The sequence below is a fragment of the Modestobacter muralis genome (assembly GCF_010682105.1).
GTDB classification, from domain to species: domain Bacteria; phylum Actinomycetota; class Actinomycetes; order Mycobacteriales; family Geodermatophilaceae; genus Modestobacter; species Modestobacter muralis.
This window is the reverse complement of the sequence record NZ_JAAGWH010000052.1, coordinates 34,792-60,890: the sequence shown is the minus strand read 5'-3', so window position 1 is coordinate 60,890 and position 26,099 is coordinate 34,792. Positions and strand designations below refer to the sequence as shown.

27 protein-coding genes are annotated in these 26,099 nt (G+C 74.7%); 6 read left to right on the top strand and 21 right to left on the bottom strand.

Annotated elements, in window-relative coordinates; translation table 11 throughout:
• Nucleotides 1-71: 71 nt before the first annotated feature.
• From guaA to guaB, 3 genes are read right to left on the bottom strand one after another with little or no spacing between them, the layout of a single operon-like run.
• The gene (gene guaA, locus GCU67_RS17625; protein WP_163612661.1) at nt 72-1,652 is read right to left on the bottom strand and encodes a glutamine-hydrolyzing GMP synthase; all 1,581 of its coding nucleotides are present in this window, start codon (nt 1,650-1,652) and stop codon (nt 72-74) included.
• A 5-nt stretch (nt 1,653-1,657) separates the two neighbouring features.
• A complete protein-coding gene (locus GCU67_RS17620; RefSeq protein ID WP_163612660.1) occupies nt 1,658-2,827 on the bottom strand; it encodes a GuaB3 family IMP dehydrogenase-related protein in 1,170 nt (389 codons plus the stop codon).
• Between the two features lie 3 nt (nt 2,828-2,830).
• Entirely contained in the window at nt 2,831-4,339 is a 1,509-nt protein-coding gene (guaB, locus tag GCU67_RS17615) for an IMP dehydrogenase (protein WP_163612659.1), read from the bottom strand.
• Nucleotides 4,340-4,529: 190 nt separating this feature from the next.
• On the opposite strand from guaB, the gene GCU67_RS17610 reads away from it, so the two are divergent.
• A complete protein-coding gene (locus GCU67_RS17610; RefSeq protein ID WP_163612658.1) occupies nt 4,530-4,964 on the top strand; it encodes a DUF5319 family protein in 435 nt (144 codons plus the stop codon).
• A gap of 85 nt (nt 4,965-5,049) precedes the next feature.
• Here GCU67_RS17610 and GCU67_RS17605 read toward each other — a convergent pair whose 3' ends face one another.
• Nucleotides 5,050-6,063: a type IV toxin-antitoxin system AbiEi family antitoxin domain-containing protein gene (locus GCU67_RS17605; RefSeq protein WP_338105114.1), complete on the bottom strand. Its 1,014-nt coding sequence runs from the start codon at nt 6,061-6,063 to the stop codon at nt 5,050-5,052.
• Nucleotides 6,064-6,310: 247 nt separating this feature from the next.
• Nucleotides 6,311-7,084 (bottom strand): LuxR C-terminal-related transcriptional regulator, encoded by a 774-nt coding sequence (locus tag GCU67_RS17600; RefSeq protein ID WP_163612657.1) that lies wholly within the window; start codon nt 7,082-7,084, stop codon nt 6,311-6,313.
• Between the two features lie 392 nt (nt 7,085-7,476).
• Here GCU67_RS17600 and GCU67_RS17595 point away from each other — a divergent pair, with 392 nt between their 5' ends.
• Nucleotides 7,477-7,776, top strand: a complete 300-nt coding sequence (locus GCU67_RS17595) for a WhiB family transcriptional regulator (protein WP_163612656.1) — start codon at nt 7,477-7,479, stop codon at nt 7,774-7,776.
• Nucleotides 7,777-7,912: 136 nt separating this feature from the next.
• On the opposite strand, the gene groL is transcribed toward GCU67_RS17595, so the two are convergent.
• Nucleotides 7,913-9,553: a chaperonin GroEL gene (gene groL / locus GCU67_RS17590; RefSeq protein WP_163612655.1), complete on the bottom strand. Its 1,641-nt coding sequence runs from the start codon at nt 9,551-9,553 to the stop codon at nt 7,913-7,915.
• A 131-nt stretch (nt 9,554-9,684) separates the two neighbouring features.
• Nucleotides 9,685-9,993 (bottom strand): co-chaperone GroES, encoded by a 309-nt coding sequence (gene groES, locus GCU67_RS17585; RefSeq protein WP_163612654.1) that lies wholly within the window; start codon nt 9,991-9,993, stop codon nt 9,685-9,687.
• A 196-nt stretch (nt 9,994-10,189) separates the two neighbouring features.
• Here groES and GCU67_RS17580 point away from each other — a divergent pair, with 196 nt between their 5' ends.
• The gene (locus GCU67_RS17580; protein WP_338105113.1) at nt 10,190-11,443 is read left to right on the top strand and encodes a class I SAM-dependent methyltransferase; all 1,254 of its coding nucleotides are present in this window, start codon (nt 10,190-10,192) and stop codon (nt 11,441-11,443) included.
• A 15-nt stretch (nt 11,444-11,458) separates the two neighbouring features.
• Here GCU67_RS17580 and tsaD read toward each other — a convergent pair whose 3' ends face one another.
• The 14 genes from tsaD to GCU67_RS17510 form a co-directional block, all read right to left on the bottom strand.
• Entirely contained in the window at nt 11,459-12,496 is a 1,038-nt protein-coding gene (gene tsaD / locus GCU67_RS17575) for a tRNA (adenosine(37)-N6)-threonylcarbamoyltransferase complex transferase subunit TsaD (RefSeq protein WP_163612652.1), read from the bottom strand.
• Nucleotides 12,489-12,929 carry a ribosomal protein S18-alanine N-acetyltransferase gene (gene rimI / locus GCU67_RS17570; protein ID WP_338105112.1) on the bottom strand — a complete coding sequence of 147 codons (441 nt, stop codon included), beginning with the start codon at nt 12,927-12,929 and terminating at the stop codon, nt 12,489-12,491. Before rimI ends, tsaD begins: the two co-directional genes overlap by 8 nt.
• Complete coding sequence (gene tsaB, locus GCU67_RS17565) at nt 12,926-13,555, bottom strand: tRNA (adenosine(37)-N6)-threonylcarbamoyltransferase complex dimerization subunit type 1 TsaB (protein WP_163612651.1); 630 nt, start codon at nt 13,553-13,555, stop codon at nt 12,926-12,928. Before tsaB ends, rimI begins: the two co-directional genes overlap by 4 nt.
• Nucleotides 13,556-13,566: 11 nt before the next feature.
• Nucleotides 13,567-14,019, bottom strand: coding sequence for a tRNA (adenosine(37)-N6)-threonylcarbamoyltransferase complex ATPase subunit type 1 TsaE (tsaE, locus tag GCU67_RS17560; RefSeq protein ID WP_163612650.1), 453 nt, complete (start codon nt 14,017-14,019; stop codon nt 13,567-13,569).
• Nucleotides 14,016-14,642, bottom strand: a complete 627-nt coding sequence (locus tag GCU67_RS17555) for a uracil-DNA glycosylase family protein (protein WP_163612649.1) — start codon at nt 14,640-14,642, stop codon at nt 14,016-14,018. The genes tsaE and GCU67_RS17555 overlap by 4 nt, the downstream gene beginning before the upstream one ends.
• Nucleotides 14,643-14,651: 9 nt before the next feature.
• Nucleotides 14,652-15,842, bottom strand: coding sequence for an alpha/beta fold hydrolase (locus GCU67_RS17550; RefSeq protein ID WP_163612648.1), 1,191 nt, complete (start codon nt 15,840-15,842; stop codon nt 14,652-14,654).
• Entirely contained in the window at nt 15,842-16,993 is a 1,152-nt protein-coding gene (gene alr / locus GCU67_RS17545; protein WP_163612647.1) for an alanine racemase, read from the bottom strand. The genes GCU67_RS17550 and alr overlap by 1 nt, the downstream gene beginning before the upstream one ends.
• Before the next feature lie 28 nt (nt 16,994-17,021).
• On the bottom strand, nt 17,022-18,458 hold the full coding sequence (locus GCU67_RS17540) for an NAD(P)H-hydrate dehydratase (protein ID WP_163612646.1): 1,437 nt from the start codon (nt 18,456-18,458) through the stop codon (nt 17,022-17,024).
• A complete protein-coding gene (locus GCU67_RS17535) occupies nt 18,455-18,829 on the bottom strand; it encodes a holo-ACP synthase (RefSeq protein ID WP_163612645.1) in 375 nt (124 codons plus the stop codon). Before GCU67_RS17535 ends, GCU67_RS17540 begins: the two co-directional genes overlap by 4 nt.
• A 133-nt stretch (nt 18,830-18,962) precedes the next feature.
• Nucleotides 18,963-20,825: a glutamine--fructose-6-phosphate transaminase (isomerizing) gene (gene glmS, locus GCU67_RS17530; RefSeq protein ID WP_163612644.1), complete on the bottom strand. Its 1,863-nt coding sequence runs from the start codon at nt 20,823-20,825 to the stop codon at nt 18,963-18,965.
• A gap of 96 nt (nt 20,826-20,921) precedes the next feature.
• Nucleotides 20,922-22,265: a phosphoglucosamine mutase gene (glmM, locus tag GCU67_RS17525; protein ID WP_163612643.1), complete on the bottom strand. Its 1,344-nt coding sequence runs from the start codon at nt 22,263-22,265 to the stop codon at nt 20,922-20,924.
• Between the two features lie 22 nt (nt 22,266-22,287).
• Nucleotides 22,288-22,707, bottom strand: coding sequence for a 30S ribosomal protein S9 (rpsI, locus tag GCU67_RS17520; protein ID WP_163612642.1), 420 nt, complete (start codon nt 22,705-22,707; stop codon nt 22,288-22,290).
• Nucleotides 22,704-23,147 (bottom strand): 50S ribosomal protein L13, encoded by a 444-nt coding sequence (gene rplM / locus GCU67_RS17515; RefSeq protein WP_163612695.1) that lies wholly within the window; start codon nt 23,145-23,147, stop codon nt 22,704-22,706. Before rplM ends, rpsI begins: the two co-directional genes overlap by 4 nt.
• 184 nt (nt 23,148-23,331) lie before the next feature.
• A complete protein-coding gene (locus tag GCU67_RS17510; protein ID WP_163612641.1) occupies nt 23,332-23,817 on the bottom strand; it encodes a beta-class carbonic anhydrase in 486 nt (161 codons plus the stop codon).
• Nucleotides 23,818-23,903: 86 nt separating this feature from the next.
• On the opposite strand from GCU67_RS17510, the gene moeA reads away from it, so the two are divergent.
• Genes moeA through GCU67_RS17495 form a run of 3 tightly spaced genes read left to right on the top strand, consistent with a single transcriptional unit; the run spans nt 23,904 to nt 26,076 of the window.
• On the top strand, nt 23,904-25,109 hold the full coding sequence (gene moeA / locus GCU67_RS22895) for a molybdopterin molybdotransferase MoeA (protein WP_163612640.1): 1,206 nt from the start codon (nt 23,904-23,906) through the stop codon (nt 25,107-25,109).
• The gene (gene moaC, locus GCU67_RS17500; protein WP_163612639.1) at nt 25,106-25,579 is read left to right on the top strand and encodes a cyclic pyranopterin monophosphate synthase MoaC; all 474 of its coding nucleotides are present in this window, start codon (nt 25,106-25,108) and stop codon (nt 25,577-25,579) included. The genes moeA and moaC overlap by 4 nt, the downstream gene beginning before the upstream one ends.
• Complete coding sequence (locus GCU67_RS17495) at nt 25,576-26,076, top strand: MogA/MoaB family molybdenum cofactor biosynthesis protein (protein ID WP_163612638.1); 501 nt, start codon at nt 25,576-25,578, stop codon at nt 26,074-26,076. Before moaC ends, GCU67_RS17495 begins: the two co-directional genes overlap by 4 nt.
• Nucleotides 26,077-26,099 lie beyond the last annotated feature (23 nt).

The window sequence follows — 26,099 nt, the reverse complement described above, 5'->3', positions numbered from 1 at the left end:
TCAGCGAGGGCCGGCCAGGCCCTGTCCCGGGCCCCGCCGCGAGCGTGCTCGTGGTGGGGAGAAGGGGGTCCTCACTCCCACTCGATGGTGCCCGGGGGCTTGCTCGTGACGTCGAGGACGACCCGGTTGACCTCGGCCACCTCGTTGGTGATCCGGGTCGAGATCTTGGCCAGCACGTCGTAGGGCAGCCGGGTCCAGTCCGCGGTCATCGCGTCCTCACTCGACACCGGGCGCAGCACGACGGGGTGGCCGTAGGTGCGGCCGTCGCCCTGGACGCCGACGGAGCGCACGTCGGCCAGCAGCACCACCGGGCACTGCCAGATCTCGGTGTCCAGCTGCGCCGCCGAGAGCTCCTCGCGGGCGATCGCGTCGGCCTGGCGGAGGACGTCGAGCCGCTCGCGGGTGACCTCGCCGATGATCCGGATCCCGAGGCCCGGTCCGGGGAACGGCTGGCGCTGCACGAGGGTGTCGGGCAGGCCGAGCTGGCGGCCCACCTCGCGCACCTCGTCCTTGAACAGGGTGCGCAGCGGCTCGACGAGGGTGAACATCAGGTCCTCGGGCAGCCCACCGACGTTGTGGTGGCTCTTGATGTTCGCCGTCCCGGTGCCGCCACCGGACTCGACGACGTCGGGGTAGAGCGTGCCCTGCACCAGGAAGTCGACGGTCTCGCCGTGCTCCTTGGCGTCGGCGATGACGTCGAGGGCGGCCTGCTCGAAGACCCGGATGAACTCCCGGCCGATGATCTTCCGTTTGGTCTCGGGGTCGGTGACCCCGGCCAGCGCGGTGAGGAACTGCTCGCTGGCGTCGACGACCCGCAGGTCGGCACCGGTGACGGCGACGAAGTCCCGCTCGATCTGCTCGGTCTCGCCCTCGCGCATCAGCCCGTGGTCGACGTAGACGCAGGTGAGGCGGTCGCCGATGGCCCGCTGCACGAGGGCGGCGGCCACCGCGGAGTCCACACCACCGGACAGCCCGCAGATGGCCCGCCGGTCACCGATCTGCGCAGCGATCGCGGCGACCTGCTCCTCGACGACGTTCGCCATCGTCCAGCTGGGCTCCAGGCCCGCGATGTCGAACAGGAAGTGCTCGAGCACCGTCTGCCCGTGCGGGGTGTTCTTCACCTCGGGGTGGAACTGCACCCCGGCCAGCCGCCGGTCGACGTCCTCGAAGGCCGCGACCGGGGCGCCGGTGGAGGTGGCGGTGACGGTGAACCCGGGCGGGGCGGCGCTGACGGCGTCGCCGTGGCTCATCCACACCGACTGCTCGTTCGGCAGGTCACCGAACATCCGCGACTGCGTGGTGACGGTCAGCGGGGTGCCGCCGTACTCGCGGTCCCCGGTGTGCGCGACGGTGCCGCCGAGGCTCTGCGCCATGGCCTGGAAGCCGTAGCAGATGCCGAACGCCGGGACGCCGGACTCGAAGACCGCCGGGTCGACCTGCGGGGCGCCCTCGGCGTAGACGCTGGAGGGCCCGCCGGACAGCACGATCGCCGCGGGCTTGCGGGCCAGCAGCTCCTCGACCGCGACGTCGGAGCCGACCAGCTCGGAGTAGACGCCGGCCTCCCGGATCCGCCGGGCGATCAGTTGCGCGTACTGGGCGCCGAAGTCGACGACCAGCACGGTCGGGAAGTCCCTGTGCGCAGGGGTGCTCATCGTGCTCAGCCCACCAGGTGGCCCGGGCCGGCGACGGCTGCGCCGTTCCCGCCCAGGACCAGGTCGACCCGCTGGAACTCCTTGAGGTTCTGGTAGCCGGTCTTGGCCATGGTGCGGCGCAGGGCACCGAAGAGGTTGGTGCGCCCGTCGGCGGACTCGGCTGAGCCGTTGAGCACGTCGGCCAGCGACCCGCGCGGCTCCACCGGGGCCGACGTCCCGCCGCGCGGCAGCCGCGGGTGCGCCGCGACCGAGTCCCACCACACCCCGCCACCGGGGGCCTCGGCGGCCACGCGCAGCGGCTCGCCGAGCTGGACGGCGTCGGCGCCGCAGGCCAGGGCCCGGGCGATGGCGCCGCTGGTCTCGATCCGGCCGTTGGCGATGACGTGGACGTAGCGGCCACCGGTCTCGTCCAGGTAGTCGCGGCGCGCGGCCGCGGCGTCGGCGATGGCACTGGCCAGCGGCACCCGGATGCCCATGACGGCGTCGGCGGTCGACCAGCTGTCGGCGCCCACGCCGACGATGACGCCGGCCGCACCGGTGCGCATCAGGTGCAGCGCGGTCTGGTAGTCCGCCGCCCCACCGACGATCACCGGGACGTCGAGGTCGGCGATGAACTCCTTGAGGTTCAGCGCCTCACCGGTGGTCGTCACGTGCTCGGCGGAGACGATGGTGCCCTGGATGACCAGCAGGTCGACCCCGGCGGCCAGCACGGTCGGGGCGAGGGAGACGGTGTGCTGCGGGGACACCCGCACCGCCGTCGTCACCCCGGACTCGCGCATCTCCTTGATCCGGGCGGCGATCAGGTCGGCCTTCACCGGCTCGGCGTAGACCTCCTGCAGCAGCGCGGTCGGCGGGCCGCTGTCGGGGCCGGCGGCCTGACGCAGCCGGCGCAGCACGTCGGTCGGGTCGTCGTAGCGGGCCCACAGCCCCTCGGCGTTGAGCACGCCCAGGCCACCGGCCTGCCCGACGGCGACCGCGGTGGCCGGGCTGACCACGGCGTCGCTGGGGCTGGTGACCAGCGGGATGTCGAACCGGAAGGCGTCGATCTGCCAGGCGGTGGAGACGTCGTCGTGGTCACGGGTGCGGCGGGAGGGGACGATCGACACCTCGTCGAGGTCGTATCCCCGGCGGGCGAACCGGTTGAGGCCGATCTCGACGTTGTCACGAACTGGCATGGGTCAGCGGCCTCGGTAGTTGGGGGCTTCGGTGGTCACCTGGACGTCGTGCGGGTGGCTCTCGGTGAGCCCGGCGGAGGTGATCCGGGTCAGCTGGCCGCGCTCCTGCAGGTCGGCGATCGTGGCCGCACCCGCGTAGCCCATGCCGGCGCGCAGGCCGCCGACGAGCTGGTGGGCGACCCCGGCCAGCTTGCCGCGGTAGGGCACCTGGCCCTCGATGCCCTCGGGCACGAGCTTGTCGTCGGACAGGACGTCGTCGGCGAAGTAGCGGTCGCGGCTGAAGGACTGGTTGCCCCCGCGCTTCTGCATCGCGCCGAGGGAGCCCATGCCGCGGTAGGACTTGTACTGCTTGCCGTTGGTGAAGACGAGCTCGCCCGGCGACTCGTCGACGCCGGCGAACAGGCTGCCCAGCATCACGCTGTCCGCGCCGGCCACGATGGCCTTGGCGATGTCGCCGGAGTACTGCAGGCCGCCGTCGCCGATGACCGGCACGCCGGCCGGGCGGCAGGCGAGGCTGGCCTCGTAGATGGCGGTGACCTGCGGGACGCCGACCCCGGCGACCACGCGGGTGGTGCAGATCGAGCCGGGTCCGACGCCGACCTTGACCGCGTCGGCACCGGCGTCGACCAGCGCCTGGGCGCCGGCGCGGGTGGCGACGTTCCCGCCGATGACCTGGACGGGGAAGTCGGCCTTGACCCGGCCGACCATGTCCAGCACCGCGCGCTGGTGGCCGTGTGCGGTGTCGACGACGAGCACGTCGACACCGGCGTCCACGAGCAGCCCGGCGCGCTTGTAGGCGTCCTCACCGACCCCGAGGGCAGCCGCCACGAGCAGCCGGCCGTCGGCGTCCTTGGTGGCGTTCGGGAACTGGTCGCGCTTGACGTAGTCCTTGACGGTGATCAGCCCGCGGAGCCGGCCGGCCTCGTCGACCAGCGGCAGCTTCTCGATCTTGCGCGAGCGCAGCAGGGACAGCGCGGTGTCCGGGTCGACCCCCACCGGGGCGGTGACCAGCGGCATCGGCGTCATCACGTCACGCACGAGGCGGTTCGTGTCGGTCTCGAAGCGCATGTCGCGGTTGGTGATGATGCCGACCAGGACGCCGTCGGCGTCGACCACGGGCGCACCGGAGATGCGGTACCGGGCGCTGAGCGCGTCGACCTCGGCCAGGGTGTTGTCCGGGGAGCAGGTGACCGGGTTGGTGACCATGCCGGACTCCGACCGCTTCACCAGGTCGACCTGCCCGGCCTGGTCCTCGGCGGAGAGGTTGCGGTGCAGCACGCCCACACCACCGGCCCGGGCCATGGCGATCGCCATCCGCGCCTCGGTGACGGTGTCCATCGCCGAGGACAGCAGCGGGATGGCCAGCCGGATGCCACGGGTGAGCCGGGTGCTGGTGTCGACCTCGGTCGGCACGATGTCCGACGCGCCGGGGATGAGCAGGACGTCGTCGTAGGTCAGCCCCAGCGGGGCGAACTTCGCCGGCAGTTCAGGGGTGCGCTCGTCGGGCTGCACGTGCCGCCACCTCTCGTGTGTGGTTGGTGGGAGCGCCTCCGAGGCGCGCGGGAACCCCCTCCATGCTAGGCGGAGACCACCGAGGGGCCCTCCCCCCGTTACCGTGGTCCGGTGGACGGGCCAGCCCGACCACCTGCCGGCCCGCCGGCAGCGCCCTGACAGGCCGGCCCGGTGCCGGCGAGGAGGACACGTGGACGCGTGGGACGACGCATTCGGCGCGACCCCGGATCGCGACCCGGACTTCGGGGGCGACCTGGGCCCGGGCGACCACTCCGGTCAGCCCCCGCTGACGATCGAAGAGCGCGCCGGGGTCCTCGACGACCTCGCCGAGCTCGAGGTGTTCCGCACGCTGCTGGAACCCACCGGGGTCAAGGGCATCGTCGTGGACTGCCCGGACTGCGAGGAGGAGCACCACGTCGACTGGGCGCTGATGCAGGCCAACCTGCGCCAGCTGCTCGACGAGGGGCAGACCGGCCGGCACGAGCCGCCCTTCGACCCCGACCCCGACGACTACGTCAGCTGGGACTACGCCAGCGGGTACGCCGACGGGGTGGCCGCCCTGGCCGAGCGTGAGGAGCCCACCGGCCGCCACGGCAGCGGCGGCCGGCACGCCCGCGAGGACTGACGGAGGACGCCGTCCTCGGTGAGGTCCAGCCACCTCGCCGACCCTGCAGCCGGGTCGCACTGCGGCCGAGCGGTCGGCCAGTGGCTCAACCCACCGCTCGGCGACGCCCGACCGACCGCGGGACCGCGCGGAAGGGACGGACCGCCGGCCCGGGGACCAGCAGCTCCCGGCGCACCCGGTGCTCGACCGGGGCCCATCCCGGGCCCAGGTCCTCGTCGACCAGCCGGACGAACCGGACGCCGAGAGCCCGTAGGGCGTCCTCCGTGCGCTTCTCGTCGAACAGGACGTCCTCGGGGCGGCCGCCGTAAGCCGGACGGACGTACTTCACCCTGCCGTCGAACTCGACGGCGACGGCTGCGTCGTCGTACCACCCGTCGGCCACCTTGAGCAGCCGCTCCCCGACCCAGAGCTCGACCTGCGGCACGAAGGGCGGCAGACCCGCAGCCCGGAAGCGCAGCCTCCCCCTGGTCTCCAGCCAGGTCTCGGCACGACCGTCGGCGGCCGCGACCGCGCGCACCGCCCGCGGGTTCCTCGGCGCGAAGCGGTGCCGGCCGAGGGTGGCCTGCAGCTCCTCCTCCGTGACCAGCCCCCGCAGCAGGGCTGCGTCCATCGCGGCCACCGCGGGCAGCTCGCGCGACTCGCGCGCGTTGTCGACCAGGGTCCGGGAGACCGTGGTCAGTCGGTGCTGCCCGTGGGTGGTGACCTCCTCGGCCGGCAGGTCGGCGTGGGCGATCACGTACCCGGGCCCGGTCCGCCAGCGTCCGGGGTCGGTCAGCCGCACGTCCGTCGACAGCCCCGCCGGCACGGGCAGTCCCCAGATGCGCGCGGCGGTGGCGTGGCTGAGGACCGCCGTCGGCCTGGCCAGTGCCCCGGTCACGGCCAGGGCATCGACCTCGTGTCGCCGACCGGTCTCCTCCGCCACGGCCAGGGCGCCGGCGTCGATGAACCACCCACGGCGGAGCCGGACCCAGTCACCGGCCCGGACGGCGCTCCGCACCTCGCGCTCGGTCACCCCCGCTGCCGTGAGCTCGGCGAGTGAGAAGACGCCCAGCCGGGCGGACGCCGAGACGTGGACCGGACCGGGCAGCAGCGAGGGCACCGGCCGATCCTCGACCGGCCGGCCGGGCCCCGGCGGTGCCGCCGCCCGCGTGTGGACGCGCCGTCATCCGGTGGACGACGGCCGGCACGCCCCAGCAACCCGAGGTAGGGCCACCCGGCCGACGGTGCAGCCGCGTCACGCACCGGCTGGACGGTCGCCCAGGCGGCTGGACCCGGAGGCCGAGACGATGACAGCGCGGTGACCGGCCGATCTGGTCACCGCGATGTCGTGTGTCAGGTGCTCAAGCTCAGGTCATCATCCCGCGGCGGAATCCGGTGGCCACGGCCTCGGCGCGGTCCTTGACGGCCAGCTTGCGGAACAGCCGGCGGGCGTGGGTCTTGATGGTGTCCTCGGACAGGTAGAGCTCGCGGCCGATCTGGGCGTTGCTCTTGCCCTGGCTCATGCCTGTGAGCACCTGCATCTCCCGCATCGACAGCGCGACCTGCGGCGCGGCCGGGACGGTGGAGCGGACGGTGGTCGGCGCGAGGCCGGCGAGCGGGCTGGGACCGCCCCACGACGCCGGGCCCGGGTGCCCGCCTGCCGGGGCACCGGACATGGCGACCGCGTGCTGTGGGGTGCGTGGCGCCGGGGTGAGCTGCCCGGCCGGGCGCGGGGCCTCGGCCCGCACCCCGGTGCGGGACATGCCCAGGCCGAGTTCGAGCGGGCTGGCGTCCCAGCGCAGGAACCCGCGGGCACCGAGGGACACGGCGGCGCGGACGGTGTCGGCGTCGTCGGGGGCGCCCAGCATGAGCACCGCCAGCCGGGGGTGCGTGCGCAGCACCTGGGTGGCGACCGACAGGCCGCTGTCGGTGGCCCGCTGGGTGCCCACGAGCAGGAGGTCGGGGAGCCGGTTGTCCAGCCGCGCCATCAGCGAGGCCTGGTCGCCCACGGCCTCGACGCGGGCGACGAACGGCAGCGCGAGCAGCCGGCCTGCGACCTCGTCACGGACCCGGCGGCGCTCGTCGAACACCCAGACCACGGCCCCGCTGCTGCCGTTGCCACGCGTCCTGTCCTCGATCACCGGATGCTCCCGTCTGCGCCGTCCCGGAGGCCGGCGGCCTACCGACCGGGACGTGCCCGGGCGGGTGCCAGGAACGGGTGGACCCCGCTCCGGGGTGCCGGCACCGCCGGTCTCCCGGACGGGTGTCGGGGTGTCCCCCACACCGGTGGTCGGCACTCCCTGTGATCACCTTGATCCGCAGAGTCCCCATGCACCAGGCGCGATCACCCCCGCGGGTGAGGGCCGGTGGCCACCCGGTCGCTCACCGAGGGCAGCGGGATGAGCCGGAAGCACAAGTCGGCCGATCCCGCACGACGAACGCGGACGCAGGTGTTTGCGGCTGATCGGCGGCGGGCATCGGCGTGGAAGTGACCGGGCCGACCCCCCGGTGCGACACGAGCCGAGGAGAACCGATGGCCGACATCCGTCGCCTGCCCAATCCCGTCGCCGAGGTGTGGGACTGGCAGCTGCACGGCGCCTGCCGGGGCGAGAGCACGTCTCTGTTCTTCCACCCCGACGGGGAGCGTGGCCCTGCCCGTGCGCGCCGCCAGGCCGCCGCGAAGGCCGTCTGCGGCCGGTGTCCGGTGCTGGAGTCCTGCCTCAAGCACGCCCTGTCCGTCCGCGAGCCCTACGGGGTCTGGGGCGGCATGAGCGAGGAGGAGCGCACCCGGCTGATCGCCGCGGAGCCCGCTCCCATCGCCGCCGGGGTCTGAGCTCACCCGGCGGGACCACCTCCCCGCCGCTGACACACCAGAGGGCCGGCCCGACGAACTCGTCGGGCCGGCCCTCTCGTCTGTGCAGGGTGTCCCCCGACCGGCCGGGTGTCACCCGGCCGGACGGGGTCCTTCGTCAGTGGCTGTGGCCGTGCCCGCCGCCGTGGCCGTGGGTGTGGTGCGCCCCGCCCTCGGACTCGTCCTCGGCCGGCTTGTCCACGATCGCGGAGTCCGTGGTCAGGATCATCGTGGCGATCGACGCGGCGTGCGTCAGGGCCGCCTTGGTGACCTTGACCGGGTCGATGACGCCCTGGGCGGCCAGGTCGCCGTACTCGCCGGTGGCGGCGTTGAAGCCCTGGCCGACCCCGAGCTCGCGGACGCGGCCGACGACGACCGGCCCCTCGAACCCGGCGTTGGAGGCGATCAGCGCCAGCGGGGTGTCGATGGCCCGGCGGACCGAGCGGGCACCGACCAGCTCGTCACCGGTCAGCGTCAGGTCGTCGATGGCCGTGGCGGCGTGCACCAGAGCGGAGCCACCACCGGGGACGACGCCCTCCTCGACGGCCGCCCGGGTCGCGTTGATCGCGTCCTCGATGCGGAACTTCTTCTCCTTCATCTCCACCTCGGTGGCCGCACCGACCCGGATCACCGCGACGCCGCCGGCCAGCTTGGCCAGCCGCTCCTGCAGCTTCTCCTTGTCCCAGTCGGAGTCGGTCGCCTCGATCTCGTTGCGGATCTGGGCGACCCGGTCGGCGATCGCGCCGGAGGTGCCGCCGCCGTCGACGACGGTGGTGTCGTCCTTGGTGACGGTGACGCGCCGGACGGTGCCGAGCACCTCGAGGCCGACGCTGTCCAGGGACAGGCCGATGTCCTCGGAGACGACCTGACCACCGGTGACGACGGCGAGGTCGGTCATGAAGGCCTTGCGGCGGTCACCGAAGTAGGGGGACTTCACCGCGACGACCTTGATCGTCTTGCGGATGGAGTTGACGACCAGGGTCGACAGCGCCTCGCCCTCGACGTCCTCGGCGACGATCAGCAGCGGGCGGCCGCCGGTCGAGAGCACCTTCTCCAGCAGCGGGAGCAGGTCGGGCAGCGCGCTGATCTTGCCGCTGACCAGGAGCACGAGGGCGTCCTCGAGCACGGCCTCCATCGACTCGGAGTCGGTGACGAAGTACGGCGAGAGGTAGCCCTTGTCGAACTGCAGGCCCTCGGTGACGTCCAGCTCGGTCGTCATGCCGTTGGCCTCTTCGACGGTGATGACGCCGTCCTCGCCGACCCGCTCCATCGCCTCGCCGATCAGCTCGCCGACCTCGGCGTCCTGGGCGGAGATGGTGGCGACGCCGGCGATGGCCTTGCGGTCGTCGACCGGGATGGCCACGGCGTCCAGCGCGGCGGAGACCGCGGTGACGGCGGCGCGCATGCCGGCGCCCAGGGCCATCGGGTTGGCCCCGGCGGCGACGTTGCGCAGGCCCTCGTGGACCAGGGCCTGGGCCAGCACGGTGGCGGTGGTGGTGCCGTCGCCGGCGACGTCGTTGGTCTTGGTGGCGACGTTCTTCGCCAGCTGGGCCCCGAGGTTCTCGTAGGGGTCCTCGAGCTCGATCTCGCGGGCGATGGTCACGCCGTCGTTGGTGATGACGGGCGGGCCGAAGTTCTTGTTGATGACCACGTTGCGGCCGCGGGGGCCGAGGGTGACCTTGACGGCGTCGGCGAGCTTGTCGACGCCGCGCTCGAGGGCGCGACGGGCGTCCTCGTCGAACAGGATGATCTTGGCCATTGCCAGACCTCTCTCAGGGGTGTCGCGGGGAGTCCGGGGGCAGACGACGACCGCCCCGGGACCCGGTGGTTCGGGTCGCCGGGGCGGTGTCGTGCTGGTTCAGCGGTGGAACGGTGCGACCTGGGGTGCGGTCACTTCTCCACGACGGCGAGCAGGTCGCGCGCGGAGAGGACGAGGTAGTCCTGACCGGCGTAACGCACCTCGGTGCCGCCGTACTTCGAGTAGATGACCACGTCGCCGACGTTCACGTCGAGCGGGACCCGGTTGCCGTTGTCGTCGACGCGGCCGGGGCCGACCGAGATGACGGTGCCCTCCTGGGGCTTCTCCTTGGCGGTGTCCGGGATGACCAGCCCAGAGGCGGTGGTGGTCTCGGCCTCGTTGGCCTGGACCACGACCCGGTCCTCGAGCGGCTTGATGTTGACCTTGGTAGCGGTCGTCACAGGTGACGCCCCCTTCACTGTCGGACGGGCTTCCGGTGGATGGTGCGGTGGTGCTGATGCTGTGGCACGGGAGCTGGGCCTGCCGTCGCGGGGGTCAGGCTGCAGCTCGTGTCGATTGGCACTCTACCCATGCGAGTGCCAGCCACTCAACCGGGGGCGCCCGGGCGGCTGCACGGTGATGCGCCAGGCTGTGCCGGTGTCCAGCGACCTCGAGCCGGCCGACCAGGGCGCCGAGACCGTGCGCCAGCTCCGCGCACTGTCGACCCCGGCGGGCGCCGCCGCGCTGGCCCGGGCCGGCCAGCTGCTGGCCGCCCGCACCGACGCGGTGTCCGCGCTGAGCCGGCTGCGCGCCGAGGTGGGCGTGGAGCTGGCGGGCCCGGCCTGGGGCATCGCCCGGCAGCGGGAGCGCGCCCGGCCGGTGTTCGGCGCGGACACCGACCGGCTGCTGTTCACCTCCGACGCCCTGGAGCAGGCCGGCCGCCCGGTGCTCGCCGACCGGCGGGCGGCCCGACTGCTGGCCGGCGGGGCGGCGAGCGTGGCCGACCTCGGCTGCGCCGCCGGCACCGACACCGTCGCCCTGGCCCGGGCCGGCGCGCGGGTGCTCGCCGTCGACCTGGACCCGGTCGCCCGCGAGCTCACCGCGCTGAACACCGCCGCCCTGGGCCTGTCCGACCGGGTGGAGGTGGTGGCCGGGGACGCCGTCGAGCTGGTCGACGCGGCCACCGACGGCCGGGTGGCCGGCTGCGACGCCGCCGTCCTCGACCCCGCCCGCCGCTCCGGGGGGCGCCGCCAGCTCGACCCCGACCGCTGGTCGCCCCCGTGGTCGACGGTGCAGGCCCTGCTCGACGCCGTCCCCGTGTGCGCGGTGAAGGTCGCGCCGGGGCTGGACCACGAGCGGGTGCCGGCCGGCGTCGAGGCCGAGTGGGTGTCGGTCGGCGGCTCGATCGTGGAGGCGCTGCTGTGGGGCCGCGCGCCGTCGGTGACCTGGCGCCGGGCGACGGTCGTGACCCGGGACGGCGCCGTCCACGAGCTGACCGCCGACGCCGACCCCGGGCCCGCACCCGACGGCCCGGTGCGCAACTGGCTGCACGAGCCCGACCCGGCGGTCATCCGCTCCGGGCTGGTGTCCCTGGCCGGCCTGGAGCTCGAGGCGAACCTGGTCGACCCCACGATCGCCTACCTGACCTCCGACCGGCCCGCGGACTCCCCCTGGGTCAGCTCCTACCCGGTCACCGACGTCCTGCCGTTCAACCTCAAGAAGCTCAAGGCGCTGCTGCGCTCGCGCGGTGTCGGGCGGGTGACGGTGAAGAAGCGCGGCTCGGCGATCGAGCCCGAGACGCTGGCCCGACAGCTGCGCGGCCCCGGCGAGGGGACGGCGGTCGTCGTCGTCACCCGCGTCGCCGGCGCCCCCACCGTCGTCCTCTGCGGAGTCCCAGCGCTCGGTTCCTGATGCGCTGGGACTCCGTCAGCGCGAGACGACCTCGATCGGCAGCGAGCTGTCCGCGCCCAGGTCGGGCGCCGACGGGGCGACGCCGGCCTCCACCAGGCGCGAGCCGAGTGCGGCGACCATCGCGCCGTTGTCGGTGCACAGCCGCCGGCTGGGCACCCGCAGCACGATGCCGGCGGCGTCGCAGCGCTCCTGGGCCAGCGCGCGCAGCCGGGAGTTGGCCGCCACCCCGCCACCGATGACCAGGTGGTCGACGCCGTGGTCGCGGCAGGCGCGCACGGCCTTGGCGGTGAGCACGTCCACCACCGCCTCCTGGAACGAGGCCGAGACGTCGGCGACCGGCACCGGCTCCCCCGCCCGCTCACGCGCCTCGACCCAGCGGGCCACGGCGGTCTTCAGGCCGGAGAACGAGAAGTCGTAGACGGCGTCCCGGGGCCCGGTGAGCCCGCGCGGGAACCGGATCGCCGCCGCGTCGCCCTCGGCGGCGGCGCGGTCGATCGGCGGGCCGCCGGGGAAGGGCAGGCCCAGCACCCGGGCGACCTTGTCGAAGGCCTCCCCCGCCGCGTCGTCGATGGTGCGGCCCAGCTCCTGCACGTCCTGGGCGAGGTCGGGCACCAGCAGCAGCGAGCTGTGCCCGCCGGAGACCAGCATCGCGATCGAGGGCTCGGCCAGCCGGCCGTGCTCCAGCTCGTCGACCGCGACGTGGGCGGCCAGGTGGTTGACCCCGTACAGCGGGACGTCGAGGGCCAACGCGTAGGCCTTGGCCGCCGCGACCCCGACCAGCAGCGCGCCGGTGAGCCCGGGTCCGGCCGTGACCGCGACCGCGTCGACGTCGGTGGCGGTGACCCCGGCGTCGGCCAGCGCCCGGCGCACGGTCGGGACCATCGCCTCCAGGTGCGCCCGGCTGGCGATCTCGGGGATGACGCCGCCGAAGCGCTCGTGCTCGGCCATCGAGGTGGCCAGCGCGTCGGACAGCAGCGTCTGCCCGCGCACCAGGCCGATGCCGGTCTCGTCGCAGGAGGTCTCGAACCCCAGCACCAGCGGCTGCTCAGCCACGCTTCATCACCACTGCGTCCTCGCCGCTCAACGGGTAGTAGTTCGGCCGGACGCCGATGGGCACGAACCCGCGACGGGCGTACAGCCCCTGGGTGGCCTCGTCGGTGGCACGCACCTCCAGCAGCACCACCGGGGTGCGCCGGTCGGCCTCGGCCAGCAGCGCGTCCAGCAGCCGGCCGCCGATCCCCTCGCCCTGCCGGGCACCGGTGACCCCGATGGTCGCGACGTGCGCCTCGTCGGGGTAGGCGATCAGGCCGGCGTAGCCGACGACGTCCGCGCCGTCGACGGCCACCAGGTAGTACCGGGTGTCGGTCATGGCCAGCTCGTCCAGGTACATCGACCGGGTCCAGGTGTCGGGGGCGAAGAGCTCCTCCTCCATCCGCATGACCTCGCGCAGGTCCTCCCGGGTCATCGGCCGCAGCTCGACCGTCACTGGCTGACCGCCTTGCGGGTCACCGAGGGCACGGCGTCGGGCCGGCGCAGGTACAGCGGCTCCAGCGGCACGGGCGGGCGGCCGAGCAGCGGGACGGCGGCGCGGACCAGCCCGGCGGTGGTGACGTCGGCGGCGGTGACGGTGCGGCCCAGCCGCTCGGCGAACCGCACGTCGCCCACGACCGGGTCCCCGACCGGCGCGTCCTCCGGCCGGTCGACGCCGGGGCCGGTGAGCCGCTGCCCGGTGCCGTCGTAGGTGGCCCAGTGGACCTCCTTGCGGCGGGCGTCGGTGACCACCGAGCGGGCGCCGCTGCCGATCGCGTCCAGCGAGCAGACCCCGTGGACGGGCAGCCCCCGGGCGTCACCGAACGCGGCCGCGGTGACGATCCCGACCCGCAGGCCGGTGTAGGGCCCGGGTCCGAGCCCGGTGACCACGGCGTCCAGGTCGGCCATCGCGGCGCCGGCCTCGGCGAGCACCTCGCGCACGGCCGGGGTGAGCAGCTCGGCGTGCCGGTTGCCCGACTCCACGGCCCGCTCGGCGAGCACCTCGGTGCCGCCGTCGGGCGACCAGCGCGCCAGCCCGACGACGAGGGTCGGGGTGGCGGTGTCGAGGGCGAGGACCAGCACGGAGGTCGAGCCTAGGCCCCGGTGAGCCGCCGCTCCCAGCCGGCGCCGACCGGGACCAGCCGGGCGGTGCGGACGTCGTCGTCCCGGCGGTCCAGCTCCACCACCAGGTGCTCGTCGGCCAGCTGCTCGACCAGGCCGTGCCCCCACTCGACGACGGTGACCGCCTCCTCCGCGGTGGCGTCGAGGTCCAGGTCGTCGACGTCGGCCATGCTGCCCAGCCGGTAGGCGTCGACGTGCACCAGCGTCAGGCGTCCGCCGCGGTGCACGCGGGCGAGCACGAACGTCGGCGAGGTGACCGGGCCCCGCACGCCCAGGCCGGCCCCGATGCCCTGGGTCAGCGCGGTCTTGCCCGCGCCCAGCGGGCCGGCCAGCACGACCAGGTCGCCGGCGCGGAGCAGGGCGGCGAGCTCCCGGCCGAACGCCTGGGTGTCGGCCACCGTGGGCAGCTCCCGCTCGAAGGTCACGGCGTCCCTGCGATCGCGGCCAGGTCGGCGGCCAGCGCGGCCCGTGGGGCGCCGTTCGGGCCGAACCGGATCGCCGCCGAGGGGTGGTAGGTGACCCACACGGACCGCCCGTCGACCTCGTGCGGCCGGCCGCGCACCTGGCCGAGCACCGTCTTGGGCCCGAGGAACCACTTCGCCGACGACAGCCCGAGCGCGAGCACCGTGCCGGCGTCCAGCAGCTCCAGCTGGCGGCGCAGCCAGCCGCTGCAGCGGGCGACCTCGGGGGTCTTCGGCGTGCGGTTGGCCGGGGGACGGCACTTCACGATGTTCAGCACCGCGCACTCGGCCCGGTCCAGCCCGGCCTCGCCGAGGAGCTGGTCCAGCAGGGCACCGCTCTTGCCGACGAACGGCCGGCCGGTCTCGTCCTCAGTGGCGCCGGGGGCCTCCCCCACGATCACCAGCCGCGGCCGACCGGTGGCCGGGACGTCGCCGACGACGACGTGCTGCCGGGTGCTCGCCAGCTCGGGGCAGGCCACGCAGGAGCGGGCGACGGTCGCCAGCGCGGCCCAGTCGGGGGCCAGCGCGGCGGTGCGGGCGACCTCGTCGGCGGCCGCGTCGAGGCGGGGCGGTCGGAGGGCGGCCACACACCCAGCCTACGGGCGGTCGGTGCGGGCCGCGCCGGCCGCCCGCAGCAGCTCCGACAGCGCGGCGGTGACCTGGGCCGGCTTCTCCAGCAGCACCAGGTGCCCGGCGTCCGGGACGACGACGAAGCGCACCGTGCCGGCGCCGGAGGCCTCCAGCTGCTCGACGATCCGCTCGCTGTGCGCCTTGGGGATCATCTTGTCCGCGTCGCCGGTGAGCACCAGGGTCGGCACCCGGCGCAGCGGCTCGATCGCCCCGCTGGCGTCCAGCCCGGCGATGGCCGGGTACAGCTCCGCGATCACGTCGACCGGGGTGCCGCCGATCATCGCGTCGACGTAGCGGCCCAGGGCCGGGTCGACGTCGGTGGAGGAGAACGACAGCGACCAGGTGGCCGCCGACACGATGCCCTTGGCCAGCCGCCGGGTGTGCTCGGCCAGCGCCGGACGGCGGCGCATCGTCCACGCGGCGACCGGGATGACCGCGGTGCGCACCCGGGTGAGCAGGTGCGGCAGCCCCAGGTCCAGGTCGGCGAGGTTGCCCGCCGAGGTGGACACCAGCGCCGCGGCCACCACCCGGGTGCCGAACAGCTCCGGCCGCCGCTGGGCCAGGGCGAGCACGGTCATGCCGCCCATCGAGTGGCCGACCAGCACCACCGGGCCCCGGGGCACCCGGGCGGTGAGCACCGCCTCGAGGTCGGCGGCCAGCTGCTCCATGGTCGAGTGCTCGGCGACCCCGCGGCCGGAGGAGCCGTGCCCGCGCTGGTCGTAGAACACCAGCCGGGCGCGGGGGCGGTGGCCGTTCGCGGTGGCGAGCTCGGCCCCCAGGTCGCGGCGCTGGAAGGTCCAGGAGGCCATCGACAGCGCGTAGCCGTGCACGAGGACGACGGTCAGCGGGGCGTCGGTCGGGCCGACCTCCTCGACCGACAGCTGCACACCGTCATCGGTGCGCACCGTCGCACGACGGTCAGCGGCCCGGCTCTGCAGCCCCAGCGGGTCCTGCTCGCGCAGCTCCGCGGCCGGGACGTCGCCCACCTCGCGGCCGTCCCGCGCCTCGCCGGCCAGCTGGGTGGCCCGGACCGCCGAGGTGGCCGACCGGGTGACCGCGACGCCGATGGCCGTGCCGGCCGCCGCCAGCCCGACCACGGCGCCGATGAGCCCCGCGGTGCGGCCCAGGTGGTGGTCGGCGATCGGGTGGCGGGACATCACGCGACCCCGGCGGTGCCGACGTGGCGACGGCGGAATCGGCCACCGACCCGGGTGACCAGCTCGTAGTGGATGGTGCCGACGGCGTCGGCCCACTGCTGCGCGGTCGGCTCCCCCTCCGTGCCGGGTCCCCACAGCACGACCGGGTCGCCGGGGGCGACGGGGTCCTCGCCGACGTCGAGCACGAACTGGTCCATCGAGACCCGGCCGGCGATGGTGCGCTGGGTGCCCGCGGCCAGCACCGGTGCGGCGTTGCCGGCGGCCCGCGGCACCCCGTCGGCGTACCCGACCGCGACCAGGGCCAGGGTCGTCTCCGCCCCGGTCGTGTAGCTGTGGCCGTAGGAGACGCCGACCCCGGCCGGCACCCGCTTGGTCAGCGCGACCCGGGCCTGCACGGTCATCGCCGGGCGCAGACCGTGCGCCGCCGGGTCGCCGCCCAGCGGGTCCAGGCCGTAGATCGCCACCCCGGGGCGCACCAGGTCGTACCAGGTCTCCGGCAGCGCGACCGTGGCCGCGGAGTTCGCCAGGTGCCGGACGGCGTCGGTCAGCCCGGCCGCGCGGGCGACGGCGACGGCCTCGTCGAACACCCGCACCTGCGCGCCGACCGCCGGGGAGCCCGGCACGTCGGCGGAGGCCAGGTGGCTCCACAGCCCGGCGACCACCACGTCGCCGTCGGCCTGCGCCCGCGCCGCGGCGGCGACCAGGCCGGGCCAGTCCGTGGGGGTCGCGCCCTCGCGGGACAGCCCGGTGTCGGCGAACAGGTGCACCGACGCCGTCCGGCCGGTGGCGCGGGCGGCCTCGACCACCTCGGCCAGGCCCCACTCGGCGTTGACCGACACCTCGACGTCGGCCGACAGCGCGGCGGCGAAGTCCTCCCCCGGCCCGTTGAGCCAGGCCAGCACCGGCGCGGTGACCCCGCCGGCGCGCAGGGCGAGGGCCTCCTCGACCACCGCCACGCCGAGCCGGTCGGCACCGCCGGCCAGCGCCGCGCGGGCGGCGGGCAGCATGCCGTGCCCGTACCCGTCGGCCTTGACCACCGCCATCAGCGGCCGGCCCACCCGCTCCCGCAGGACGGCGACGTTGGCCGCGATGGTGTCCAGGTCGACGACCACCTCGGCACGGTGGGCGAGCCCTCGCTGCAACTGCGTCACACCGCCCACTGTCCCAGGCCCGTACCGCTCAGCCGACGCTGCCGCGCAGCCGGGCGACCGTCTCCGGCAGCCGGCGCACCAGGTCACCGGCGATCAGCGGTCCGTGCTCGGCGGCCAGCTGCCCGGCGCGGCCGTGCAGGTGCGCGGCGGACGCTGCGGCCTCGGCAGCGGGGAGCCCGGTGGCCAGCAGCGCACCGAGCACGCCGGCGAGCACGTCGCCGGTGCCGGCGGTGGCCAGCCAGGGGGTGCCCGTGGCGTTGACGTGGGTGCGGCCCGTGGCGTCGGCCACCACGGTCGCGTCGCCCTTGAGCAGGACCGTGCAGCCCAGCTCGGCGGCGCCCCGGCGGGCGGCCGCGAGCCGGTCGGGGCCGACGTCCCCGAACAGGCGGGCGAACTCCCGGTCGTGCGGGGTCAGCACGGTCGGGGCGCTGCGGTCGCGCACCAGCTCCGGGTGCCGGGAGACCAGCGTCAGCCCGTCGGCGTCCACCACCACCGGCAGGTCGGTGACCAGCACCTCGGCGAGCACGCTGAGCGCGTCGTCGTCGGTGCCCATGCCCGGGCCGGCCACCCAGGCCTGCACCCGGCCGGCGTCCCCGGGGCGGCCGGAGGTGACCAGCGCCTCCGGCCAGGCCGCCGTCACGCCCGCCGCGGCGGTGCCGGCGTAGCGGACCAGCCCGGGGCGGGTGCGCAGGGCGGCGCCGGTGCACAGCACGCCGGCGCCGGGATAGGTGGCCGAGCCGGCGATCACCCCGACCACGCCCCGGGAGTACTTGTCGTCGTCCGCGCCCGGGGCGTCCAGGTGCGCGGCGACGTCGGCGTCGGTGAGCTGGACGGCGTCGGGCGCAGGGAGGACGCCACCCAGCCCGATGTCGACCAGGTGCACCGTGCCGGCCAGCCCGCGGCCGGCACCGACGACGAGGCCGGGCTTGACCGCGCCGAAGGTGATCGTGTGCTGGGCGGCGAAGGCCGCACCCGGCACCTCGCCGGTGTCGGCCGCGACGCCGCTGGGCACGTCGACCGCCACCAGCAGCCCCGGCCCGGCCGTGGCCCGGGCGACGAGCTCGGCGGCCGGTGGGCGCAGTGGCCCGCTCCCGCCGATCCCGACGATGCCGTCGAGCACCAGGTCGGCGCGCTCGAACCCGGCGTCCTCGCCCCGTACGACCCGCCCACCGGCCCGCTCCAGCGCCGCCAGCCCGCCGGCGTGCGCCCCCTCCGGGGAGAGCAGGACCGCGCGGACCTGCGCGCCCCGGGCGGCCAGCCGGGCACCGGCCAGCAGCGCGTCCCCGCCGTTGTCACCGGAGCCGACGAGCAGCACCACCCGGGCGCCGGCCACGCGGCCGAGCAGGCCGGCGCAGATCGTGGCCAGCCCGGTGGCGGCCCGCTGCATCAGGGTGTCCGGACGCAGACCGGCCAGCAGCTGCTGCTCGGCGGGGCGCAGCTGCGCGGCGGTGTAGAGCCCGATCACGAGGTGCCCTCGGCGATGACCACGGCCGAGGCGATGCCCCCGTCGTGGCTCAGCGACACGTGCCAGGAGGTCACGCCCAGCTCGGCGGCCCGTCGCGCGACGGTGCCGCGCACCTCCAGCAACGGCCGGCCCCGGTCGCCGACCACCACCTCGGCGTCGTGCCAGCGCAGGTCACCGGGGGCGCCCAGCGCCTTGGCCAGCGCCTCCTTGGCCGCGAACCGCGCGGCCAGGGACTCACCAGTCCGCTCGGCCCCCGAGGGGGTGCGCTGCTCGGCGGCGGTGAACAACCGGTCGCGCAGTCCCGGCGTGCGGGTGAGCGAGGCGGCGAACCGCTCGACCGGGCAGACGTCGATCCCGACCCCGATGATCACGCCGCCAGTCTGCCCGTCTCCCCGCGCCGCCGTCCGTCGTCCCCCTGTACCAACGACTGTCCCCCTGCATCAACGCTGGCGCGGGGGGACAGACGGTGATCAGGTCACCTGATCGAAGTCCGGGACGACGCGGTCATTCGACCGTGACGCTCTTGGCGAGGTTGCGGGGCTGGTCGACGTCCAGGCCACGGGTGTCGGCGATCTCGCAGGCCAGCACCTGCAGCGGCACGGTGGTGACCACGGGGGCGAGCAGGGTGGGCGTGCGTGGCACCCGGATGACGTGGTCGGCGTAGGGCAGCACGTCGTCGTCGCCCTCCTCGGCGATCACGATGGTGCGGGCGCCCCGTGCGCGGACCTCCTGGATGTTGGAGACCACCTTCGAGTGCACGGAACCGCGGCTGCGCGGCGAGGGCACGATCACCACGACCGGGGTGCCCTGGTCGATGAGCGCGATCGAGCCGTGCTTGAGCTCACCGGCAGCGAAGCCCTCGGCGTGGATGTAGGCCAGCTCCTTGAGCTTCAGCGCGCCCTCGAGGGCGACCGGGTAGCCGACGTGCCGGCCGAGGAACAGCAGCGTGTTCTCGGTGGCCAGGGAGCGGCCCAGCTCGCGCACGGGCTCCATCTGCTCCAGCACCTTGGTCACCGCGGCGGGCAGCTGGCGCAGCTCGTCGACGATGGCGGAGACCTCGTCGGCGTACTTGACCCCGCGGACCTGGGCGAGGAAGGCACCGACCAGGTAGCAGGCGACGACCTGGGTGAGGAACCCCTTGGTCGAGGCGACGGCGACCTCGGGCCCGGCGTGGGTGTAGAGGACCGCGTCGGACTCACGCGGGATGGTCGAGCCGTTGGCATTGCAGATGGCCAGCACGCGGGCCTTCTGCTCCTTGGCGTGCCGCAGCGCCATCAGGGTGTCCATGGTCTCGCCGGACTGGCTGATGACCACGACCAGCGTCGAGCGGTCCAGCACCGGGTCGCGGTAGCGGAACTCGCTGGCCAGCTCGACCTCGACCGGGATGCGGGTCCAGTGCTCGATCGCGTACTTGGCGATCAGCCCGGCGTGGTAAGCGGTGCCGCAGGCGACGACGAAGACCTTGTCGACGTCGCGCAGCTCCTGGTCGGACAGCCGCACCTCGTCGAGCACCAGCTCACCGTTCTCACCGAGGCGGCCGAGCAGGGTGTCGGCGATCGCCTGGGGCTGCTCGGCGATCTCCTTGAGCATGAACCAGGGGTAGCCGCCCTTCTCGGCGGCGGCGGCGTCCCAGTCGACCGTGCGCGTGCGGGGCTCGACGGCCGCACCGTCGAAGTCGGTGACCGTGACCCCGGCCGTGCGGTCGAGCAGGACGACCTGGTCCTCCTCGACGTCCAGCGCGGTGCGGGTGTGGCCGATGAAGGCGGCGACGTCGGAGCCGAGGAAGTACTCGCCGTCGCCGACGCCGACGACCAGCGGGCTGTTGCGGCGCGAGGCGACCAGCCGGTCGGGCTCGGAGGTGTGGGTGGCGACCAGGGTGAAGGCGCCCTCGAGCCGGCGGCTGACCACGCGCATCGCCTCGGCGAGCCGGTCGGGCCCGGCCGGGGTCTGCCGGTAGACGGCGGCCAGCAGGTGGGCGACGACCTCGGTGTCGGTCTCGGAGGAGAACTCGATGCCGGTCGCCTCGATCTCCGCGCGCAGCGGCGCGAAGTTCTCGATGATCCCGTTGTGGATCACGGCCACCGTGCCGTCGGCGGAGACGTGCGGGTGGGCGTTGCGGTCGGTGGGCCCGCCGTGGGTCGCCCACCGGGTGTGACCGATGCCGATGGTCGAGGGTGGGAGCCCCTCCTCGGCCAGCACCTTCTCCAGGTTGGCGAGCTTCCCGGCCTTCTTGGCCGTGCTCAGCCGCCCCTCGGTCAGCAGGGCGACGCCCGCCGAGTCATAGCCCCGGTACTCCAGCCTGCGGAGCCCTTCCAGGACGACGTCCAACGAGTTCTGCGGGCCGACGTACCCCACGATGCCGCACATGTGCAGCGACGATACCGGCTGCGCAGGCCCGGCCACCGAGCGTCCACCACGCCCGCCCCGCCAGCCCCACGCACCGCACGGGCACGCCCCGGGGACTCAGCCGGTGGCGGCGACGACCGCGGCCAGCCGCGCGGCGACGGCGTCGGCCTGCTGCTGAGTGGGGGCCTCGACCATCACCCGGACCAGCTGCTCGGTGCCCGAGGGGCGCAGCAGCACCCGGCCGGTGTCCCCGAGCTCGGCCTCGACCTCGTTGACCGCCCGGGCGACGTCCTCGCTCTCGGCGACGGCGAGGCGGTCGGTGACGGGCACGTTGACCAGGATCTGCGGCAGCTTCTGCACCACCGAGGCCAGCTCGGCCAGCGAGGCGCCGGTGGCGCTCATCCGGGACAGCAGCGCCAGCCCGGTGAGCAGGCCGTCGCCGGTGGTGGCCCAGTCCAGGAAGACCAGGTGACCGCTCTGCTCGCCGCCCAGGGACAGCCCGCGGGAGCGCAGCGCCTCCAGCACGTAGCGGTCGCCGACCGCGGTGGTGGCCACGGAGATGCCGGCGGCGCGCATCGTGTGGTGGAAACCGAGGTTGCTCATCACGGTGGCCACGACGGTGCTGTCGGTGAGGTTGCCGCTCTCGTGCAGGGCCAGCGCGCAGATGGCCAGGATCGCGTCGCCGTCGACGACGTCACCGTCGGCGGTGACCGCCAGGCAGCGGTCGGCGTCACCGTCGTGGGCGATGCCGATGTCGGCGCCGTGCCGGGCGACGGCGTCCTTGAGCGGACCCAGGTGGGTCGAGCCGATGCCGTCGTTGATGTTCCAGCCGTCGGGCTCGCCGCCGATGACGTGCACCTGGGCGCCGGCCCGGCGGTACACCTCGGGCGCGCAGCGGGAGGCCGCGCCGTGGGCGCAGTCGACGACGACCCGCAGACCGCGCAGCGGCTGGCGCAGGGCGGACAGCACGTGGTCGATGTAGTCCTCGGCCGCGCCGGGGAGGTCCCGCACCCGGCCGACCCCACCGCCGGTGGGGCGGTTGTCCTCGGCCTCGTGGCCGGTCACGCGTCGTTCGATCGCCGCCTCGACCGCGTCGGGCAGCTTGTGGCCGCCGCGGCTGAACAGCTTGATGCCGTTGTCGGGCATCGGGTTGTGGCTGGCCGAGATCATCACGCCGAGGTCGGCGTCGGTCCGGCCGGTCAGGTGCGCCACGGCCGGGGTGGGGATCACCCCGACCCGGAGCACCTCGGCGCCGGCGCTGGCCAGGCCTGCGACCACGGCCGCCTCCAGCATCTCCCCGCTGGCGCGGGGGTCGCGCCCCACGACCGCGACGGGACGCGAGGTCCCGTCGCGGTCGGAGAGCACGCTGGCGGCGGCGCGGGCCACGGACATGGCCAGCTCCGGCGTCAGGTCGGCGTTGGCCCGGCCACGGACGCCATCGGTGCCGAAGAGGCGTCCCATGAACGGACTTCTCGCCGAGCCGTCAGCGCTTGGAGTACTGGGGCGCCTTGCGGGCCTTCTTCAGGCCGTACTTCTTGCGCTCGACGGCGCGGGGGTCACGAGTCAGGAAGCCGGCCTTCTTCAGCACCGGACGGTCGTCGATCTCGATCTCGATGAGCGCGCGGGCGATGGCCAGACGCAGCGCGCCGGCCTGACCGGAGACGCCACCACCGTGCAGGATGCCGACGACGTCGTACTGCTCGGCCTTCTCCAGGATCACGAACGGCTCACGGATGAGCTGCTGGTGCACCTTGTTGGGGAAGTAGTTCTCGATGGTGCGGCCGTTGAGCTTGAACTGGCCGGTGCCGGGGAGCAGACGCACCCGGACGATGGCCTCCTTGCGGCGACCCACCGTCTGGATCGGACGCCCGTCGGCGTCGGTGATGGTCTGGGCGCTGGTCACTGGGACACCTGCTTGATCTCGAAGGGCTGGGGCTGCTGGGCGGCGTGCGGGTGCTCGGGCCCGGCGTAGACCTTGAGCTTGGACAGCATCTGCCGGCCCAGGGTGTTGTGCGGGAGCATGCCCTTGATCGCGCGCTCGACGGTGCGGTCGGGGCGGGTCTTGAGCTCGTCGCCGACGTTGATCGTCGTGAGGCCGCCCGGGTAGCCGGAGTGCCGGTAGGCCAGCTTCCGGTCGTTCTTGGAGCCGGTCAGCGCCACCTTGCCCGCGTTGACGATGACGACGAAGTCACCGGCGTCCACATGGGGGGCGAACTGGGGCTTGTGCTTGCCGCGCAGCAGGATCGCGGTCTGGCTGGCGAGTCGACCGAGCACCACGTCGGTGGCGTCGATGACGTGCCAGGCCCGGGTGATGTCACCGGGCTTGGGGGTGTACGTGCGCACGAGGCTCACTGTTCCTTCGTCGTCGGGCGGGCGGCTGGTGGGATCGCCTCACCGAGCACGGGAGACTGGGCTGATCCGGTGAACCCCGGGCCCTGGACACGCGCGCACCAACCGGCGTCGCGCACCAGCAGGCGACGATACCAGCCGGCGGACCGCGCCCTCCCGGCCCGGCAGCTGCTCCGGGTCAGACGGCTTCGCGCAGCTCGCCGGTGCCGACGTCGTAGACCGTGCCCCGGACCTCGGTGGACAGCAGGTACGGGGTCGACCGGATCAGCCGGATCGACTCGCGGACGTCCGCGTCCACGTCGGTGAAGGCCTGCGCCGTCCACGGCGGCCGGTGCCCGGTCGTGCGCTCCACCAGGTCGGCCAGGTCGGCGTCGGTGGTCTTCTGCAGGCCGCAGTCGGTGTGGTGCACCAGCACGACCGAGCGGGTGCCCAGCAGGTGCTGGGAGATGGTCAGCGACCGCAGGGTGTCCTCGGTGACCACCCCACCCGCGTTGCGGATGACGTGCGCGTCACCGACCGCCAGCCCGAGCAGGCCGAACAGCGGCATCCGGGAGTCCATGCAGGCCACGACGGCGACCTTGCGCGCCGGTGCGACCGGCAGGCCGCCCGGGAACTCCGTCAGCCACTCGCCGTTGGCCGCCAGCATCTGGTCGATCTCGCTCATCGCCACCACCCTCTCCTCGCCGTGTGCGGGTGCACGGTAACGCCCGCGCCGTCGGCGGCGGGGCCCCCATCGGTGAGGATGGGGGCGTGCGCACCGTCGAGGAACACCAGGCAGTGGTCGCCGGGCTGCTCGCCCCGCTGCCGGTCGAGGAGGTCGCGCTCGCCGCGGCCGCCGGGCGGGTGCTGGCCCGGGACCTCCCGGCCCTGGTCTCGCTGCCCGGGTTCACCAACTCGGCGATGGACGGCTACGCCGCCCGGCATGCCGAGGTCGGCGGGGCGAGCGAGGACTCCCCGGTGCGGCTGCCGGTGGTCGAGGACGTCCCGGCCGGGCGCAGCGACGGCCCGCCCCTGCAGCCGGGCACCGTCCACCGGATCATGACCGGCGCCCCGGTCCCCGACGGCGCCGACGTCATCGTGCCGGTGGAGCGCACCGACGCCGCCACCGACGTCGTCACGGTCACCGGCTCCCCCGCCGCGGGCACCCACCTGCGGCACGCCGGGGAGGACATCCGCGCCGGCGAGCTGGCCATGCCGGCCGGGACGGCGCTGGGTGCCGCGCAGCTGGGGCTGGCCGCGGCGGTCGGGTACGCGACCGTGCCGGTGCGCCGCCGGCCGCGCGTGCTGGTGCTGTCCACCGGCAGCGAGCTGGTCGAGCCCGGTCTCCCGCTGGCCATGGGGCAGATCTACGAGTCCAACTCGGTGCTGCTGGCCGCCGCCGTCACCGAGGCCGGTGGCGAGGCCCGCACGCTGCACTTCGTCCCCGACGACGTCGACCAGTTCCTGGCCACGGTGCGCGCCGAGCTGTCCTGGGCCGACGTCCTGGTCACCAGCGGCGGGGTGAGCGCGGGGGCCTACGAGGTGGTCAAGGACGCGTTCCGCGAGCTCGGCACCGTGGAGTTCGGCAAGGTCGCCATGCAGCCCGGTGGGCCGCAGGGCGCCGGCACCGTGGACGGCGTCCCGGTGATCACCCTGCCGGGCAACCCGGTCAGCTCGTTCGTGTCCTTCGAGGTGTTCGTGCGCCCCGCGCTGCGGCGCGCCCTGGGCCACGCCTCCCCCGACCGGCTGCGCACCGCCGCCCGGCTGACCGCGCCGCTGCGCTCCCCCGCCGGACGCCGTCAGTTCCTGCGCGGCCGCTTCGACGGGGCCGTGGTCGACCAGGTCGGCGGGCCCGGCTCGCACCTGGTCGCGCACCTGGCCCGCGCCAACTGCCTGGTCGTCGTCCCCGAGGACGTCACCGAACTGCCCGAGGGCGCACAGGTCGCCGTCGTCCTGATCGAAGGAGCGCTCCAGTGAGCGAGAACCGACTGACCCACCTGGACTCCTCCGGTGCCGCCCGGATGGTCGACGTGACCGCCAAGGCCGTCACCCCGCGGGTCGCCACGGCTGCCGGGCGGGTGCTGGTCACCCCCGAGGTGGTCGCGCTGCTGCGCGGCGAGGGCGTGCCCAAGGGCGACGCGATCGCCGTCGCCCGGATCGCCGGCATCGCCGGGGCCAAGCGGACGCCGGACCTGATCCCGCTGTGCCACCCGATCGCGCTGCACGGGGTCACCGTCGACCTCGAGGTCACCGACGAGGCGGTGGAGATCACCGCGACCGCCCGCACCGCCGACCGCACGGGGGTGGAGATGGAGGCGCTGACCTCCGTCGCCGTCGCCGGGCTCACGGTGATCGACATGGTCAAGGCCGTCGACCCGCGGGCGACGATCACCGACGTCCGGCTGCTGGCGAAGTCCGGCGGCAAGAAGGGCGACTGGGTCCGATGAGCGCACCCCTGCCTGCCGGCGCCCGCGCCGTCGTCGTCACCGCGTCCAACCGGGCCTCGGCCGGGGTCTACGAGGACCGCAGCGGCCAGCTGCTCGCCGAGGGACTGCGGGAGCTGGGGTTCGACGTCGAGGGCCCGCACGTGCGCCCGGACGACGTCGCCGCCCTGACCGAGGTGCTGCGGGCCGCGGTCGCCGGCGGTGCGGACGTCGTCCTGACCACCGGCGGTACCGGCCTGTCCCCCACCGACGTCACCCCGGAGGCGACCCGCGCCGTGCTCGAGCGCGACGCCCCGGGGCTGGCCGAGGCGGTGCGCCGGTACGGCGAGCCGACCGTGCCCACGGCGGTGCTGTCCCGCGGCGTGGCCGGCACGGCGGGGCGCACGCTGATCGTCAACCTGCCCGGCTCGACCGGCGGCGTGCGTGACGGACTGGCGGTGCTGGGGCCGCTGCTGCCGCACGTGGTCAGCCAGCTCCGCGGCGGCGACCACCAGGCCTGAGCGGAGTGGATCCGTCGCGGTCA

Coding starts and splice junctions, on each gene's coding strand:
- guaA (WP_163612661.1), bottom strand. CDS start 1,652: ATGAGCACCCCTGCGCACAGGGACTTCCCGACCGTGCTGGTCGTCGAC.
- GCU67_RS17620 (WP_163612660.1), bottom strand. CDS start 2,827: ATGCCAGTTCGTGACAACGTCGAGATCGGCCTCAACCGGTTCGCCCGC.
- GCU67_RS17595 (WP_163612656.1), top strand. CDS start 7,477: ATGGCCGACATCCGTCGCCTGCCCAATCCCGTCGCCGAGGTGTGGGAC.
- groL (WP_163612655.1), bottom strand. CDS start 9,553: ATGGCCAAGATCATCCTGTTCGACGAGGACGCCCGTCGCGCCCTCGAG.
- GCU67_RS17550 (WP_163612648.1), bottom strand. CDS start 15,842: ATGTCCCGCCACCCGATCGCCGACCACCACCTGGGCCGCACCGCGGGG.
- glmS (WP_163612644.1), bottom strand. CDS start 20,825: ATGTGCGGCATCGTGGGGTACGTCGGCCCGCAGAACTCGTTGGACGTC.
- glmM (WP_163612643.1), bottom strand. CDS start 22,265: ATGGGACGCCTCTTCGGCACCGATGGCGTCCGTGGCCGGGCCAACGCC.
- GCU67_RS17510 (WP_163612641.1), bottom strand. CDS start 23,817: ATGAGCGAGATCGACCAGATGCTGGCGGCCAACGGCGAGTGGCTGACG.
- GCU67_RS17495 (WP_163612638.1), top strand. CDS start 25,576: ATGAGCGCACCCCTGCCTGCCGGCGCCCGCGCCGTCGTCGTCACCGCG.